The following is a 305-nucleotide window of genomic DNA, read 5'->3' on the forward strand; positions in this document are numbered from 1 at the left end:
CGTTCAAAGGTGGAGCGAGCCTTCGGCACTCTCAAGCGCGGCTATGGCTTTTTCCGAGCGAGATACCTCGGGCGGGCCAAGGTCGAGCTGGAGTTTCTCCTCAACGCCATGGCTTTCAACCTGAAAAAAGCCGCTTTAAAGGCTGGTTGCTGAGGACAGGTGTCTCCTTTGGCGGCGAAAACCGCAAAGGGAGGCAGAAAACAGCTTAAGTCCTCAGGAAAACCACGGAAAACTGCCGGCCTTACGCTCGAAACAACCCCAAAAGGCGGAGACCAGAGGCTGCAAAGGATTTATGCAGCGGTCTC

At 55.4% G+C, this 305-nt stretch carries 1 protein-coding gene; it reads left to right on the forward strand.

The window, feature by feature from the left end; genetic code table 11:
* Nucleotides 1-9: 9 nt before the first annotated feature.
* On the forward strand, nucleotides 10-153 hold the full coding sequence (locus NY78_RS25970) for a transposase (RefSeq protein WP_442855226.1): 144 nt from the start codon (nucleotides 10-12) through the stop codon (nucleotides 151-153).
* Nucleotides 154-305: the final 152 nt, after the last annotated feature.

It is taken from the genome of Desulfovibrio sp. TomC (genome assembly GCF_000801335.2).
Classification (GTDB): Bacteria; Desulfobacterota; Desulfovibrionia; order Desulfovibrionales; family Desulfovibrionaceae; genus Solidesulfovibrio.